This window comes from Stenotrophomonas sp. RS-48 (assembly GCF_030053245.1).
In the GTDB taxonomy this organism is placed as follows: Bacteria; Pseudomonadota; Gammaproteobacteria; order Xanthomonadales; family Xanthomonadaceae; genus Stenotrophomonas; species Stenotrophomonas maltophilia_P.
Genome location: NZ_JASGBV010000051.1, coordinates 1 through 14,451 on the forward strand (window position 1 = coordinate 1; position 14,451 = coordinate 14,451).

Annotated in this window: 13 protein-coding genes; 4 read left to right on the forward strand and 9 right to left on the reverse strand. The window is 66.6% G+C overall.

Annotated elements, in window-relative coordinates:
- Positions 1-226: 226 nt before the first annotated feature.
- The 3 genes from QMZ25_RS10790 to QMZ25_RS10800 form a co-directional block, all read right to left on the reverse strand.
- Positions 227-1,876: a phosphoethanolamine--lipid A transferase gene (locus tag QMZ25_RS10790; protein WP_283219625.1), complete on the reverse strand. Its 1,650-nt coding sequence runs from the start codon at positions 1,874-1,876 to the stop codon at positions 227-229.
- Positions 1,873-2,625, reverse strand: a complete 753-nt coding sequence (locus QMZ25_RS10795; protein ID WP_164151635.1) for a phosphatase PAP2 family protein — start codon at positions 2,623-2,625, stop codon at positions 1,873-1,875. The genes QMZ25_RS10790 and QMZ25_RS10795 overlap by 4 nt, the downstream gene beginning before the upstream one ends.
- A 111-nt stretch (positions 2,626-2,736) precedes the next feature.
- Complete coding sequence (locus QMZ25_RS10800) at positions 2,737-4,440, reverse strand: glycosyltransferase family 39 protein (RefSeq protein ID WP_065182656.1); 1,704 nt, start codon at positions 4,438-4,440, stop codon at positions 2,737-2,739.
- A 131-nt stretch (positions 4,441-4,571) separates the two neighbouring features.
- Between QMZ25_RS10800 and QMZ25_RS10805 the strand changes: the two genes are divergently transcribed.
- A complete protein-coding gene (locus tag QMZ25_RS10805) occupies positions 4,572-5,285 on the forward strand; it encodes a response regulator transcription factor (RefSeq protein WP_065174831.1) in 714 nt (237 codons plus the stop codon).
- Positions 5,272-6,558, forward strand: coding sequence for a HAMP domain-containing sensor histidine kinase (locus tag QMZ25_RS10810; RefSeq protein ID WP_065174832.1), 1,287 nt, complete (start codon positions 5,272-5,274; stop codon positions 6,556-6,558). Before QMZ25_RS10805 ends, QMZ25_RS10810 begins: the two co-directional genes overlap by 14 nt.
- A gap of 14 nt (positions 6,559-6,572) precedes the next feature.
- On the opposite strand, the gene QMZ25_RS10815 is transcribed toward QMZ25_RS10810, so the two are convergent.
- Complete coding sequence (locus QMZ25_RS10815; RefSeq protein WP_053519009.1) at positions 6,573-6,959, reverse strand: VOC family protein; 387 nt, start codon at positions 6,957-6,959, stop codon at positions 6,573-6,575.
- Between the two features lie 131 nt (positions 6,960-7,090).
- On the opposite strand from QMZ25_RS10815, the gene QMZ25_RS10820 reads away from it, so the two are divergent.
- A complete protein-coding gene (locus QMZ25_RS10820) occupies positions 7,091-8,341 on the forward strand; it encodes a DUF819 family protein (RefSeq protein WP_283219626.1) in 1,251 nt (416 codons plus the stop codon).
- A gap of 70 nt (positions 8,342-8,411) precedes the next feature.
- Here QMZ25_RS10820 and QMZ25_RS10825 read toward each other — a convergent pair whose 3' ends face one another.
- Both QMZ25_RS10825 and QMZ25_RS10830 read right to left on the reverse strand, forming a co-directional pair.
- On the reverse strand, positions 8,412-8,636 hold the full coding sequence (locus QMZ25_RS10825) for a CstA-like transporter-associated (seleno)protein (RefSeq protein WP_053519004.1): 225 nt from the start codon (positions 8,634-8,636) through the stop codon (positions 8,412-8,414).
- On the reverse strand, positions 8,636-10,717 hold the full coding sequence (locus tag QMZ25_RS10830) for a carbon starvation CstA family protein (RefSeq protein ID WP_053519002.1): 2,082 nt from the start codon (positions 10,715-10,717) through the stop codon (positions 8,636-8,638). The genes QMZ25_RS10825 and QMZ25_RS10830 overlap by 1 nt, the downstream gene beginning before the upstream one ends.
- Positions 10,718-10,986: 269 nt before the next feature.
- On the opposite strand from QMZ25_RS10830, the gene QMZ25_RS10835 reads away from it, so the two are divergent.
- A complete protein-coding gene (locus QMZ25_RS10835; RefSeq protein ID WP_065174835.1) occupies positions 10,987-11,838 on the forward strand; it encodes a pirin family protein in 852 nt (283 codons plus the stop codon).
- 161 nt (positions 11,839-11,999) lie between these two features.
- On the opposite strand, the gene QMZ25_RS10840 is transcribed toward QMZ25_RS10835, so the two are convergent.
- The 3 genes from QMZ25_RS10840 to QMZ25_RS10850 form a co-directional block, all read right to left on the reverse strand.
- Positions 12,000-12,458 carry a hypothetical protein gene (locus QMZ25_RS10840; RefSeq protein ID WP_053518999.1) on the reverse strand — a complete coding sequence of 153 codons (459 nt, stop codon included), beginning with the start codon at positions 12,456-12,458 and terminating at the stop codon, positions 12,000-12,002.
- Between the two features lie 197 nt (positions 12,459-12,655).
- Positions 12,656-13,375, reverse strand: a complete 720-nt coding sequence (aqpZ, locus tag QMZ25_RS10845) for an aquaporin Z (RefSeq protein WP_340043890.1) — start codon at positions 13,373-13,375, stop codon at positions 12,656-12,658.
- A gap of 121 nt (positions 13,376-13,496) precedes the next feature.
- Positions 13,497-14,360: a pirin family protein gene (locus QMZ25_RS10850; protein ID WP_283219627.1), complete on the reverse strand. Its 864-nt coding sequence runs from the start codon at positions 14,358-14,360 to the stop codon at positions 13,497-13,499.
- Positions 14,361-14,451: the final 91 nt, after the last annotated feature.

Genomic DNA, 14,451 nt, shown 5'->3' on the forward strand with positions numbered 1-14,451 from the left:
GGTATCCGACCCCATCGGCATGTCCAACAGATTGCGGAAAACTGTCGAAGGCGGGCTGGGTCCGGTGGCGGGGGCGTGAGCCGCATGGATGCGGCGACCGAGCCTACAAGGACGTATTTACGGCGTCCCCCGCCACCGGACCCACCCCGCCTACCCACGGATTGCACGCTGTTGCTGCTGCCGTTGCCTCTGCAGGTGCAGGGCTGCAAGCCCTGCCGAACACCCCTCAACTCTCGCAGCCGGCGAACACGTCGCGATCGCGCTCGTACAGCGCCGTCTTCACCTGCATCAGGCCCAGCACCGACGGGAACAGGTTGTCGTGGTCGGTATACGCTGCCGAACGCTTTCGCACGCACTGCAGGTCCAGCCCGCGACTGCTGGCGAAGCCCGGCGAGAACCACATCGTCATCGGTACGCGGGTCTGCTCGGCCGGGGCGATCGCATAGGGCACGCCGTGCAGGTACAGGCCCTTCTCACCCAGCGATTCGCCATGGTCGGACAGGTAGATCATCGCCGTGTCGTAGTCCTGCATGCCCTGCAGCGTGCCGATGGTCTTGCTCAGGAAATGATCGGTGTACAGCACGGCATTGTCATAGCTGTTGGTGATCTCTTCGCGTGAGCACCGGCCGATGTCACGGGTGTCGCAGGTTGGCTTGAAGCGGGCGAAGGCGGCCGGATAGCGCTCGAAATACGCCGGGCCATGGTTGCCCAGCTGGTGCAGCACGACCACGCGGTCGCCGGGTTTGGCACGCACCTGGGTGGCGAGGTCCTGCAGCAGGATCTCGTCCATGCAGCGGCCGTCGGCGCACAGGCCCGGGGTGGTCGCATCGGACAGCGACTGGAAGTCCAGCCCTTCGCACACGCCCTTGCAGCCGGACTGGTTGTCACGCCACAGCGGTGCGATGCCGGCGCGGTTCAGTACGTGCAGCAGCGACTGGTGCGCGCGGATCTTCTTCTCGTCGTAGTCGTGGCGTCCCCATGGCGAGAACAGGCAGGGCAGCGAAACTTCGGTGCTGGTGCCGCAGGAGTGCATGTCGGGGAAGTTGATCACCGGTGCCTGGGCCAGTTCCGGCGTGGTGTTGCGGCGACCGTTGAGGCCCCAGTTCTGCGCACGCACGGTCTCGCCCATCACGATTACCAGCAGCCGCGGTTTGCTCGCCGGAGCGCGTGGGGTGGCCTTGGCGTCGGTGCCGATCGGCAGCTTCGGCGCGCGCTGCACCGGGTTGTCGCCACGCAGTGCACGTGGAAGACCCAGCAGCACGTTGGCCGGGGTGGCGAGGTAACGCACTTCACGCTGGTTGCGCATCAGCGCGGAAACGTCCTGGAACGAGATCAGCGCACCGCCAACGGCGGTCACCGCAGCCATCGCCAGGAAGCCCAGCCGCCACAGCAGGCTGCGGCCCCAGCTGCGCCGCTGCAGCTGCACCCGCCACACCAGCACCATCGGCAGTGCCGCCAGCAGCAGTACCGGCCACAGCAGCGAGACCGTCATCAGTTCGCGGCTTTCCTTCGGATCGGTCGCCAGCACGTTGCGCAGCATGTCCGCATCCAGATAGATGTGGTAACGGCTCATGTAGTGGGCGGCGAAGGCCGTTACCAGCAGCAGCGCGCTGATCACCACCTTGGCGTTCCAGCGCCAGACCAGCAGGCCCAGCAGCAGGCCATGCGTGCCGAGCAGCAACAGCAGCAGCGACACCGCGTAGCGCAGGCTCTCCGGGTGGCTGGCCATCGCGCTGCGCCAGAACAGGCCGTTGCCGGCCAGAGCGAAGAACAGGCTGGTCAGCGCGATCAACGCCTCGGTGGACAGCTGTGGCCGCCAGCTGCGCAGTCCGGCCAGCGATGGCACACGGAGCGAGCGTTGAACCGAAGCATTCATGCGTTCGCCTCCAGGCGGTTGGTGCGGTCCAGGTGATGGCGGACCAGAACGTACAGCCCCAGTGACAGCAGCCAGCACAGCAGGGCTGTGGCAAGGTCATGCGACAGAAAATGTGCACCCCGCAGCTGCTGGCTGATGCCGAACAGCAGCCCGCTGCCCAGGCCCAGTGCCAGGCCGGTCCAGCGCCAGGCAGGACGCCACAGCAGGGCGAAAAAGTACAGGCTCAGCCAGGCATAGCCGGCGCTGGCATGGCCGGCGGGAAAGCACGCGATCACCGGCATGTCGGCCGGACGATGGCTGAAAAGCCCGATATAAGGCTGGTGGCCGCCGTAGCGCAGCAGATCCCACGGGCAGTCCATCGGCACCAGCGACTTCAGCAGCGACACGCCGCCGGTTCCCAGCGCCAGGGCAATTACGACATAAAGCAGCGCCCATCGCAGGGTGCGATCACGTCCGTGGCGCCAGTGGTGAAAGCTCAGCAGTATCACCACCAGCGCTGCGGCGGTGCTGAACCACTTGCCGCCCCGGTGCACCAGCGAGCGGGTGAACCACGCGTCCTGCAGTGCCCAGCGGCCGCCCTCCAACCGGAACAGGTGGTCAGCCAGCCATTGATCGGCTCCCCCTTCCATGAACACGGCGAACAGGGGCAGCACGATGAGCAGTGGAAGCCACAGGTGGGTCACGGCGAACCGCGATGCCAGCGTGGAGTAGGCCGAAGCAACCCCGGAGACGGGAGGACGGACGGACATGCAGGAAAACACCGTGACGATGAACCGGCGCCATGCTCGTCAGGTTGATGTCGGAGAAGGGTCGGACCTGCGTTCGGGCCGGGTTAACCGCCGGCCCGCGTGGGGGATGATTCAGTCTTCTTCTTCGTTGGCGCCGGCCCGCTCGGCGTGGCAGCCGGCATCCCAGGCAGTGCCGGGCACCAGTTGCCAGCGGTTGCGGTTGGCGACGCCGATGTCGATCACCTGGGCGGCATCCACGCAGGGACTCATGGCCTTGTCGAGTACCAGCAGCCAGCGCCGGTCGGGTGCTTCGGCCAGCCAGGGGCCGGCGTCGTGCCACTGTTCAGGCCAGGGCCGCTTGAAGCCGAACTCGCGCACGGCGCGGTCGGCCTGCAGCAGGTTCTGTTCGCGCCAGGCCACCAGTGCCAGTTCGGCATCGGGGCCGATCCTCGCGCCGACCCGGCGCATCAGCGCCGACGACGAGGCGTAGGGGTCGAGCGCCGGAATCAGCACCAGGCCGTACAGCATCCACAGCAGGCCGTGGGTGAGCAGTACCAGGGTGGCGGCGCGCCGCACGCGCAACCACACGGCCAGGGTAGCCACGGCGATCGCGAACGTCAGCAGGCCGTCGCCCAGCACCGGCAGCAGGGTGTCGGGCATCGCACGCCGCTGCAGCTGCGCCTGCGCCCAGTGACTTTCGGTGAGCAGCATCACGCCCAGCACGGCGGTTGCCAGCATCAGCACCAGGCTGTAACCGAACAGATACCGGCGCACGCACAGCCTGCGCAGCAGGCCGGGCAGCAGGGGCGCGGCGGCAAGGGCCACGGCAGGCAGCATCGGCAGCAGGTAGACCTCGCGCTTGCCGGGGCTGGCGCTGAAGAACACCAGCACCAGCAGCGCCCACCCCAGCAGCAGCCACTGCCGGCGGTCGCCACGGCGCAGGCGCCGCCACCACGGGCGGGCCAGTACCGGCAGCAACAGGGCACCCGGCAGCCACAGTGTCAGGATCACCTGCAGGTAGTACCAGACCGGCTGCCGGTGGTGCCAGGCATTGGCATAGCGGGTGCCGGTCTGCTTGAACAGCAGTTCATGCGCATAGGACTGCAGCGAGGCACTGGGTTCGTGCAGCAGGGCCCAGCCCAGCGGGGCCAGCCAGACGGCCACGCCGAGCAGGAATGCAGGGATCAGCCACAGCAGGGTCGCCGGGTGCGGGCCCTCGATCCGACGGCCGCGGCGATGCTGGTACAGCCACCAGCCGAACCAGGGCAGCACCATCAGCAGCGGCAGGAAACCTACGCCTTTGGTCACCGTGCCCAGGCCGGCGGCAAAGCCGGCCAGCCACAGCGCCGGCACATTGCGTCGCTCGCACAGATGCCGCAGCAGGCCCCACAGGGCCAGCGTGGTCATCCCGACCAGCACCATATCGATCTGCGCACGCTTGGCCATCAGGCCGAACTGCAGGGTGCAGAACAGGGCACCGATGGCATAGAGGGAGTGGCGCGGCGACCACAGTCGGCGTGCCAGATCCGACACCAACCACAGACTGAGCAGGGCCCCCAGCAGCGAAGGCAGCAGGAACGACCACTGCCAGCTGCCCACCACTTCGTAGGCCGCCGCCTGCAGCCACATGAACACCGGCGGCTTCTCCGCATACAGCTCGCTGCCACGGTGCGGCAGCAGCCACTCCCCGCTTTCCACCATGGTCCTGGCGGCCAGTACGAAGCGGGGTTCGTCCGGTGGCTGCGGTTGGCGCATGCCGATGCCGGCAGCCAGTGCCGCGATGATCAACAGCCAGAGCAGGGGCAGGCGCCAACGGCGGGGCAGGGCTACGGGCACGGCAGGCTCCGGGAGCAAAACGGCCATTTTGAGGCGGCGGGGGTGGGAAAAGCGTCGGAGTATCGCCGGGGCGACCTCATTCCGACATGCGTGGCGCTACCATGGTACGAACTTCCGTGGAACTTTCATGCATGCGCCTGTTGGTGATCGAGGACAACCGGCAGCTGGTGGCCAATCTGTTCGACTACTTCGAGTCGCGCGGTCATGTGCTGGATGTGGCTCCCGATGGCATCACCGGCCTGCATCTGGCGGGCAGCCATCCCTATGACGCGGTGATCCTGGACTGGATGCTGCCCCGGATGGAGGGGCCGGAAGTGCTGCGCCGCCTGCGTGCCGAGCATGGCTCGGAGGTGCCGGTGATCATGCTGACCGCACGCGACGAACTGCCGGACAAGATTGCCGGCTTCCGTGCCGGCGCTGATGACTACCTGACCAAGCCGTTCGCGTTGCCGGAGCTGGAAGTGCGGCTGGAGGCCCTGCTGCTGCGGGCACAGGGACGCAACCCCCGCAAGCGGCTGCAGGTGGGTGATCTGGTGCTGGACCTGGCGACCCTGGAGGCGCAGCGCGCCGGACAGGTCCTGCATCTGTATCCGGCCTGCCGCAAGCTGCTGGAAGTGCTGATGCGCGCCAGCCCCGGCGCGGTCACCCGCCAGCAGCTCGAATTCGCCCTGTGGGGCGACGAGCCACCGGACGGCGACCTGCTGCGCTCGCATGTCTACGAACTGCGCCGCAGCGTGGATGGACCGTTCGTGGACAAGCTGATCCACACGCTGCCGCGGGTCGGCTACCGGTTGGCCTTGCCCACCGCCGCCGAGGCCGGCAGGAATGACGATGAAGGTGCGTAGACCCGGCCCGCTGTACCGCCGCGTGCTGTGGTGGCTGCTGGGCTACCTGGCACTGCTTTCGCTGGCGGTGTTCAGCGTGGGCAACTATGTGCACGAGCACGCCGAACACGCCGCCTGGCGCGCGCTGCTCAACTCCGAACTGGACAGCATCGTCGAGCATGTCGAGCACGAGCCACACTATCGATGGCAGGACTCGGACACGCTCAGCCTGTACCGTTTCGACGCGGTGAACCTGCCTGACAGCCTGCGCACCCTGCATCCCGGCCTGCATGACGGGGTGATGGTGAAGGACCGCGAAACGGCGGTCATGGTGCGTGATACGGACTCGATGGGGCGCGTTGCGCTGGTGCTGGACATCTCCGACTTCCACGACCTTGAGCAGTTCGCCACGCGGTGGGTGATGCTGGCCGGGGTGATCATGATCTTCGTCACCGTGCTGATGGCGTCCTTCGGCATGGAGCGCATGGTGCGTCCGCTCAGCCTGCTGGCGCAGCGCATCGGCGCGTTGCGGCCGGGCGCGCAGGGCCAGCGCATCGATGTCGACCCGCGTGGCAGTTCCGAGCTGCACACCATCGCCGATGCGTTGAATGACTACCTCGAACGCAACGAGCAGTTCGTTGAACGCGAGCGGGTGTTCATCAGCACTGCCAGCCATGAGCTGCGCACCCCGATTGCGGTGATGACCGGCGCCGCCGAGCTGGCACTGGAGCAGCCGGGCCTGCCAGACCGTGCCCGGCAGCAGATCCAGCGCGTGCTGCGCACCGCGCAGGGCGTGGAGCAGCTGATCGAACTGCTGCTGGTGCTTGCGCGCGATCCGGCGCGGCTGGCGGCGCGTGCCGAGCGCATCGCACTGGACCAGCTGCTGCCGGACATCGTCGAGCATCATCGCCATCTGCTGGGCGACAAGGACCTGAGCATCGGTATCCAGGCCGCGCCGGTGGACATCGTTGCCCCGCTGGCGGTGGTGCAGGCGGCGATCGGCAACCTGTTGCGCAACGCGATCGAGAACAGCGGCCGCGGGCACATCGAACTGCGCCTGAGCGCTTCGGCGGTGCTGACCCTGCAGGACCCGGGGCATGGCATGAGCCCGGAGGAGATCGCTGCGATCCACGCACGCATGGCCCGGGGAGAGCGTGTCGATCGTGGCGGGATCGGCCTGGACCTGATCGCGCGCCTGTGCGAGCACCTTGGCTGGACCCTGCAGCTGCAGCCCTGCGAGCCGCGCGGGACGCAGGCCACGCTGGATTTCGGTGCTTCGCGCCCAGGCGGATGATCGCAGTCGCGGGGTCAGACCTTCGGTCGCGGCACATGCTGGTCGACCAGGATCACGTTGCCGTCCGGATCCATCAGTTGCAGGAAGGCGGGGCCTTCACTGTCGGGATCGGCCCGGACCTGCAGCGCGATACCCTGCGCATCCAACGCTGCCTGCAGTTCGCGGACGTCCTGGAAACGCGGCAGTTCCTGCTTGTGCTGGTCCCAGCCCGGGTTGAAGGTCAGCAGGTTGCCTTCAAACATGCCCTGGAACAGGCCGATGACGACACCGTTGTTGCGCAGTACCAGCCAGTTCTGCGTCGCATCGCCGCCGGTGATCGAGAAGCCCAGCGCCTCATAGAACGCGCGCGAGGCGGCCAGGTCCTTGACCGAAAGGCTGACCGAGAAGGCACCCAGTTGCATGGACACGCTCCGTTTCGGGAAAGGCGAGGCCGGCACTGCAGCATGACCCGCCGTGAAGAGGGTGTTAATCTCGACCCGCGCCGCCTTATGCGGCGCTTTTTTTTCCGCTCTTTCGATCGACAGAGGATCCCATGCCGACCGAACCCGCTACTGCCCTTATCAACAACGACATCGTTGGCCTGGGCCTGATTGCCGCCACCCTGGCCCTGATCTTCTGGGCCGCCAGTGGTCCCACCCCGCTGCTGAAGAAGATCTTCGCCTGGGTGCCGGCCCTGCTGCTGTGTTACTTCATCCCGGCCATCTACAACACCGCCGGTGTCATCGATGGCCACAACACGTCGCTGTACAACCCGGTCGCACGCGATGTGCTGCTGCCTGCCGCGCTGGTCCTGCTGACCCTGTCGATCGACCTCAAAGGGGTCATCAAGCTCGGCCCGAAGCTGCTGCTCGTGTTCTGTGCCGGTACCGCCGGCATCATGCTCGGCGCCATCGTCTCGTTCCAGGTGATGAAGCTGATCCACCCGGAAACCGTGGCCGGTGATACCTGGGCCGGCATGGCCGCACTGGCCGGCAGCTGGATCGGCGGTGGCGCCAACATGGTCGCCATGCGCGAGATCTTCGGTACCGATGCCACGACCTTCGGGCAGTTCGCCGTGGTCGATGTGGCCTGCGCCAGCCTGTGGATGGCGATCCTGCTGTTCCTGGCCAACCGCGCGCAGCAGATCGACACGCGCAACGGTGCCGACACCCGTGCCATCGACGAGATGAAGGCGCGCATCAGCGCCTATGAAGCGCAGAACGCACGTATTCCCAGCATGACCGACCTGATGGTGATCGTCGGCGTTGCCCTGGGCGGTGTCGGCCTGGCGCACGCGATCGCCGCGCCGCTGTCGGGCTGGTTCAAGGCCAACGTGAGCTGGGCCAGCCAGTTCAGCCTGGACAGCCAGTTCGTCTGGGTGATCCTGCTGTCCACCGCGATGGGCCTGGGCCTGAGTTTCACCCGCGCACGTCGTCTGGAAGCGGCGGGTGCCTCGCGCCTGGGCACGGTGTTCCTGTACTTCCTGATCGCCTGCATCGGCATGCAGATGAACCTGCTGTCGCTGCTGGATCGGCCGTGGCTGTTCCTGCTCGGCGCGATCTGGATGGCGACCCACGTGATGGTGCTGTGGGCCGTGGCCAAGCTGGTCCGTGCGCCGCTGTTCTTCTTCGCCATTGGTTCGCAGGGCAACATCGGTGCGGCGGCATCGGCGCCGGTGGTGGCTGCGGCCTTCCATCCGACACTGGCACCGGTCGGCGTGCTGCTCGGCACGGTGGGCTATGCCACCGGCACCGGGCTGGCCTATGTCACCGGCCTGATCCTGAAGTGGATGGCCAACGGCTGAGCGCGGGTCGCGCTCTGCGTCTCCCTGCAACGGGCGCCGGGTTTCATGCCCGGCGCCCGCGTCATGCCTTTCAGCAGCAGCGTCCGCCGTTGCGTCCGCCGTACCGCGCTTCCTGACGTTCGCGGAAGAACGTCTTGTAGTCCATCGGTTCCTGGTCCGGATGCTTCTCCAGCATGTGCCGGACGTAGTTGTCGTAATCAGGGATGCCACAGCACAGGCGTGCCGTCTGCACCAGGCGTCGCCACACGCGGCGGTGCGCCTGGTACTGGCCAACGGGAACCAGTTGCGTGCTCATTACAGATCCACCATTTCATGCGGCTTCAGCGCCACGTACGGGGTCTCGCGGTCGCTGCGCTGCGGATTGCGGCGTGCGGCCAGGATCGTGCGGATCGAATAGGTCAGCACCGCACCCACCACCAGCAGGAACAGCGCGGTCAGGCCGGTGTTGACGTAGGCATTGACCACGATCTGCTGCATCTGCGCCACCGACTTGGCCGGTGCGGTGATGGTGTCGCTGGCGATGGCGGCCTGGAACTTGTGCGCCTGCGCCAGGAAGCCCTGCGCCGGGTTGCTGTCGAAGATCTTGATGAAGCCGGCATAGGTGGTGCAGATCAGCAGCCAGGTGGCCGGTACCGCGGTCACCCACGCGTAGCGGTCACGCTTCATCTTGAACAGCACCACCGTCCCCAGCATCAGCGCGATACCGGCCAGCATCTGGTTGGAGATGCCGAACAGCGGCCACAGGGTCTGGATGCCGCCGAACGGATCGACCACGCCGGTGTAGAGCAAGTAGCCCCACAGCGCCACGCAGCCGGCCGTGCCGATGATGTTGGCCGTCCACGACTCGGTCTTCTTCAGCGCCGGAATGAAGTTGCCCAGCAGATCCTGCAGCATGAAGCGGCCTGCGCGGGTGCCCGCATCCACGGCGGTCAGGATGAACAACGCTTCGAACAGGATGGCGAAGTGGTACCAGAACGCCATCATCGCGTCGCTGCCGCTGGGAATGGCTTCATGCAGGATCATTGCGATGCCCACCGCCAGCGTCGGCGCACCACCGGCGCGGTGCAGGATCGTCGGCTCGCCGATCGCGGCGGCCGTGGCGGTCAGCTGTTCCGGCGTGATGGTGAAGCCCCAGGTGTTGGTGATGTAGTGCGCGGCAGACGCCGCATCGGCACCGATCACTGCCGCCGGGCTGTTCATCGCGAAGTAGATGCCCGGATCGATGATCGACGCAGCCACCAGCGCCATCACCGCCACGAACGATTCCATCAGCATGCCGCCATAGCCGATGTAGCGCATGTGCGATTCATTGGCCAGCAGCTTCGGTGTGGTGCCCGAGGAAATCAGCGCGTGGAAACCGGATACCGCGCCGCAGGCAATGGTGATGAACAGGAACGGGAACATGCCGCCCTTCCACACCGGGCCATCGCCACTGGCGGCGAACTGGGTCAGTGCGGGCATTTTCAGCTCGGGCATCACGATCAGGATGCCGATGGCCAGAGCGACGATGGTGCCGATCTTGAGGAAGGTCGACAGGTAGTCGCGCGGTGCCAGCAACAGCCACACGGGCAGCACCGAAGCGACGAAGCCGTAGCCGATCAGCATCCAGGTGATCTGCGTGCCGGTGAAGGTGAAGGCCGGGCCCCACACCGGATCTGCAGCAACCTTGCCGCCGTACCAGATCGCGGCCAGCAGCAGCACCAGGCCCACCACCGAGATCTCGCCGATCTTGCCCGGCCGGATGTAGCGCATGTAGATGCCCATCAGGATGGCGATGGGCATCGTGGCTATCACCGTGAACATGCCCCAGGGGCTTTCCGCCAGCGCCTTGACCACCACCATCGCCAGCACCGCCAGGATGATGATCATGATCAGGAACGCGCCGAACAGCGCGATGGTGCCGGGCACCTGTCCCATTTCCTCGCGGACCAGATCGCCCAGTGAGCGGCCGTTGCGCCGGCTGGACAGGAACAGGACCATGAAGTCCTGTACCGCACCGGCCAGCACCACGCCCACCACCAGCCACAGCAGTCCGGGCAGGTAGCCCATCTGCGCCGCGAGCACCGGGCCCACCAGTGGACCGGCGCCGGCGATGGCCGCGAAGTGGTGGCCGAACAGCACGTGCTTGTTGGTCGGCACGTAGTCCAGGCCATCGTTGTTGATCACCGCCGGCGTAGCCCGGGTCGGATCCACCTGCATCACCTTGTTGGCGATGAACAGGCTGTAGAAGCGATAGGCGATCAGGTAGATCGAAACAGCGGCGACGACGATCCACAGCGCGTTGATGTGTTCGCCGCGGCGCAAGGCCACGGTGCCCAGACAGAACGCGCCGAGCAGGGCGAGTGCCGCCCAACCCAGTTTGGCAAACCCTTTCATGAGGTGCTCTCTCCCGGAAAGACATTCAAAGAGTCCCGCGTGCCCTTTACAGGGTCAATGCGTGCGGGGCCCATCGGCGGTAGTACTTTGGTCGTACGAAGGTGGTGACCGCGTGTGCGGCATGGGCTGCGGGCAGACATCCGTGTCGCGGAACCGCCGGCATGACGCCCGGCGAACACCAGGGATGGAACAATCGGTTGCGGCGTCATCCATTGGCGGACGGCGCCGCGGCGTCCATCTTCAGTGGCATCCATCCAACAGGAGTCGCCATGAGCCTTCCCGAACCGGTCCGCGTCCTGCGCACCATCCGTGGCATGCCCACGTCCGACGGCGCCGGCGTGCGCCTGACCCGTGTCATCGGCGGCCCGACGCTGCCGGATCTGGATCCGTTCCTGCTGCTGGATGAATTCGGTACGGACCGCGCCGAAGACTACATCGCCGGTTTCCCGGAGCATCCGCACCGCGGTTTCGAGACGGTCACCTACATGCTGGACGGACGCATGCGCCACCGCGACAACCACGGTAACGAGGGCCTGCTGACCCCGGGCAGCGTGCAGTGGATGACTGCAGGCCGGGGCCTGGTGCATTCGGAGATGCCGGAACAGGAAAGCGGGCAGATGCGCGGTTTCCAGCTGTGGGTGAACCTGCCCGCGCGCGAGAAGATGACGGACCCGAAGTACCAGGAGTTCGCGCCGGAACGCATCCCGGTGGTGCAGCCGGAGCCGGGTGTGGAGGTGAAGGTGATCGCCGGTACTGTCGATGGCACCACCGGCCCGATCGTGCAGCCGGCCACCGATCCGTTGTATCTGGACGTCCGCCTCGAGGCCGATCGTGCCTGGACCTACACGCTTCCGGAAGGCCACAACGCGTTTGCCTATGTCTTCGAGGGCGCAATCACGGTCGGCGAGCAGGATGCCGCACGTGATGTGGCGCGCCAGGAACTGGCGGTGCTCGGTGGCGGTGAACAGCTGCACGTTTCGGCTGGCAGCGAAGGGGGGCGGCTGATTCTGGTGGCCGGCCGGCCACTGCGGGAGCCAGTGATGCGGCATGGCCCGTTCGTGATGAACACGCGCCAGGAACTGATGCAGGCCTTCGTCGATTTTCAGGAAGGCAGGTTCTGAGGGCCGACGCCGCCCCCCAGGAGGAAGCCGGTAGCGCCGGGCCATGCCCGGCGGCTCTCCGGCACAGCACGCGCAAAGGACGTCCATCAGGCCATGCCCGGCGTTGCCGCCAACTCCTCGGATCCGGCGGGGATGCTGCCAGGCAGTCATCCCCGTCACCGTCAACGTCCGGCGGCTACGGCTGAGGGCGTCAGGCTCATGCCCTGCGCCAACTGCTGCAGCGACCCCAGTTCCTGCGTGCTGCCCGGGTACAGGGCAATCTGCGCATAGCGGCCCTTGTCCAGCTTGATCACGCTGATGCGTCGTTCGGCGTATCCCGGCGGCTGCTGTCCACCCAGATCGGGCTGGTACCAGTACAGTGACTCGCCGGCGAAACTGCCTTTTTCCTGGCGCAGCGAGCGGCTGAGCGGAATCGCCGGATCGCGTGCGCTCAGCATCAGGCTCAGTACTTCCCGTCCATCCTCGGTGCTGGCGCGGCAGAGCAGGAAGTCCGACTGCACCTGCTGCTGCCATTTCAGGCCGCTGCTCGCCGGCAGCGAAGGACATTCGGCGGGTGCCTGCGCGGCGGCCTGGGCCGCGGCAAACAACAGGCTCGACAGGACAACAGGCGCGAACTTCATGCATCCCCCAAGGTGGCGTGTCGTGTGACGCCGCCATGCTGCTGGCGGCCGTGGCATCCCATCCCCGGATGCCATCCCCGCCGGGCATGTGCACAGGCGGTCAAACAGACCTTAACGGAACGTGAGTGCCCGCACAAATTGCGGTTACAACCGTAACCATTGCGACCGAATGTCGGCCGCAATGGTCCGGGCAGCGCTCAACGGTCGTTACCGACCCACTTGTAGATGATGCCGCCGATCATGCCGCCCAGCAGCGGGGCGACCCAGAACAGCCAGAGCTGGCCGACCGCGCCGCTGCCGGCGAAGAACGCCACCGCGGTGGACCGAGCCGGGTTCACCGACGTGTTGGTGACCGGGATGCTGATCAGATGGATCAGGGTCAATGCCAGACCGATCGCCAGCGGAGCGAACCCTGCCGGTGCCTTGCCATGGGTGGCGCCCATGATCACGACCAGAAATACCGCAGTCAGCACCACTTCGCACAGGAAGGCGGCCGCCACGCTGTACCCGCCGGGCGACAGCACGCCGTAGCCGTTGCTGGCGAAGGCCCCGGCCTGGCTGCCGTCGATGGCGAAGCCGCTGGCGCCGGAAGCGATCTGCAGCAGGATGAAGCCGGCCAGCAGGCCGCCCGCGACCTGGGCGATGATGTACGGCACCAGGTCGCGGGCCGGGAAGCGGCCGCCGGCCCACAGGCCCACGCTGACTGCCGGATTGAAGTGCGCGCCGGACACGTGACCGAACGCGTAGGCGCCGGTGACCACGGTCAAGCCGAACGCGAGTGCCACGCCCAGGAAGCCGATGCCCAGCGGATTGCCGTCGCCGCCGAACTTGGCAGCCAGTACCGCACTGCCACAGCCACCCAGAACCAGCCAGAAAGTGCCGAGGAACTCGGCGGCCAAGCGTTTACCCATGCTCATGAACTGCACTCCTTTGATGAACTAAAATGTGAAACAGGTCACATTTCAGTGACCGGCGAGTGACGATAGCGTCAAAGGCCGGTGCAGGGATACACCTCAGGGTGTGTGCAGCGCGCGATGCTCAGTACTGCGGCAGCGGGATGAACTCCTTGTCGTCGCCGGGAATGCTGCCGAACCGGCCGGCTTCCCAGTCCTGTTTCGCCTGTTCGATGCGCTCCTTGGAGCTGGAAACGAAGTTCCACCACAGGTGACGCGGGCCATCCAGCGGTTCGCCGCCGAACAGCATGGCCTTGAGCGGGGTCTTCGCGCGCAGCCGGCCGCGCGCGCCGGCCTCGGGAATCACCAGGTGCTGCGCCGGGATGTCCACGCCATCCAGCTGCGCCTGGCCTTCGAGGATGTACAGCGCCCGCTCGCGGTGGCCGTCATCGATGTCGATCTCCGCGTCGGGATCGAGGTCGATGGCTACATTGAGCGTGTCGGCGAAGACCTTCACCGGCGACTCCTCGCCATAGGCGCGGCCTGCGATCACGCGCAGCCAGGCACCGTTGCGGCGCTGCTCCGGGAGGGTCGCGGCGGCGTGGTGATAGAACGCCGGCTCCACTTCCTCGTGCGACTTCGGCAATGCCACCCAGGTCTGCATCCCGTGGATCGGATGGTCGTGACCGCGCTCCGGCGGGGGCGTGCGTTCGGAGTGCGCGATGCCGCGGCCGGCGGTCATCCAGTTGACGTCGCCGGGACGGATCACCTGGTCCGAGCCGAGCGTGTCGCGGTGGCCGATGGCGCCGGACCAGAGGAAGGTGACGGTGGCCAGGCCGATATGCGGATGGGGACGCACGTCGATGCCGGTACCTGCGGTAAGGACGGTCGGGCCCATCTGGTCGACGAATACGAACGAACCGATGCTGCGGGCCTGCAGGGTGGGGACGGCGCGGCGGACTTCCAGGCCGCCGATGTCGTGTACGCGCGGGGCGATGATGGTGGTCATGCGGGCGTCTCGCTGGCAGGGATCAAGAGTGCCAGCATGGCATGCGGCCGTGACGGGCACATGCCCCATGCGGGTAACAGGGTGTTCCAGC